The organism is Roseimarinus sediminis, from assembly GCF_050433125.1.
GTDB classification, from domain to species: domain Bacteria; phylum Bacteroidota; class Bacteroidia; order Bacteroidales; family Prolixibacteraceae; genus Roseimarinus; species Roseimarinus sediminis.
In genome coordinates, this window is sequence record NZ_JBNPXV010000049.1 from 1 (window position 1) to 1359 (window position 1359).

Genomic DNA, 1359 nt, shown 5'->3' on the forward strand with positions numbered 1-1359 from the left:
ATCTTCTTCCATTGTCCATCGAGGGTATACCCGGCCGCAGGTACCAAACAATGGATGTGCGGATGTAGCGAGAGGTTTTGCCCCCAGGTATGCAAGACCGCCACCGCACCGGTTTCTGTACCATAATGCGAGTATCCGAACAAACGCAGCGTATGCCACACGGCAGCAAAGAGCAGGTCGTAGAACATCCTTTGGTTGTGCAGGCAAACCGTGTTCATCTGGTGTGGCACGGTAAATACCAGGTGGTAATGCTTCACGGGCAAGGTGCTTTGCACCAGGTCGTCAACCCAGAAAGCCTGTTTGGCAGCCTGGCATTTGGGACAATGCCTATCGCCGCAACTGTTGTAGCTGTAGCGTACCGTTCCGCAGTGATCGCAAGCCTCTTCGTGGCCGCCCAGTGCAGCGGTACGACAGGCAGCAATTTTGCCCAGTACCCTTAATTGCAAGGGGGTCAGTGCTGTTTTGTCAAGCAGTTCGGCCGAGAAGGAGCGCACCACATCGGCCAGCTCAAACCTCGACCGCATTGGTGTCCGCATCAGGTTCGTCCTTCTTTTTCGGATAGTTGTAGAGCCGGTCGAGCGGGCTGTGTGGTTTTATTAGCGGGCATTGTGCAATGTGGAGATAAATCATGGTGGTGGTAATCTCAGCATGGCCCAGCAGTTCTTTCAGGGTGACGATGTTCACGCCCTGTTCCAAAAGGTGGGTAGCATAGGAGTGTCGCAGGGAATGCAGGTTGACTTCTTTTTTGATGGAAGTCTTTTTCAGGTTTTCGCGCATCACCCACGACAGGCCACGCACGCTGTAACGGCCATCGGGCTCTTTACCGTTAAACAGCCAGATGTGGGGGTTTTCGGCTTTCAGGTACTTTTTCAAACCGACAGCCATGCTTTCGGCAAGCGGAACAATGCGGTCTTTTTTGTATTTGCTTTGCCGTATGTGGATGGTGCGGCGTTCAAAATCGATGTCGGATATCTTCAGGTTGATCACTTCCTGTCCGCGTAGACCTGCCGAGTAGATCAGCGTCAGGACAACGCGCTGTTTCAGCAGGCTTGGGGCACTGAAGAGCTCTTTCAGTTCCGACTGGTTGAGCACCACGGGGAGTTTGGTATCTCCTTTGAGCGAAGGTAGTGCAATGGCATTTTTGTTCATGCCCATCAGGCGGTAATAGTAGCGCAGGCCGTACACCATGTGTTTAAAGCTGCTGCGCGAGGGTGAACGCGGGTCGCGAGCCAGGGCCACCAGGTACTCGTTGATCTGGTCGGGGTCGATTTGATCAGGGAGCTTGCCAAAATGGATCACAAACAGTGCGATACGACGAATGTAATTTTGCAGGGTGCTCATGCTTTGTCCGCGTAAAAC

At 53.2% G+C, this 1359-nt stretch carries 2 protein-coding genes; both read right to left on the reverse strand.

What is annotated here, in order from left to right; translation table 11 throughout:
- The coding region (locus FHS86_RS19150) for an IS91 family transposase (protein ID WP_429417689.1) at positions 1-524 on the reverse strand (524 nt) is incomplete at its 3' end.
- On the reverse strand, positions 508-1359 hold an 852-nt coding region (locus tag FHS86_RS19155; RefSeq protein WP_429417692.1), incomplete at its 5' end, for a tyrosine-type recombinase/integrase. The genes FHS86_RS19150 and FHS86_RS19155, both read right to left, overlap by 17 nt.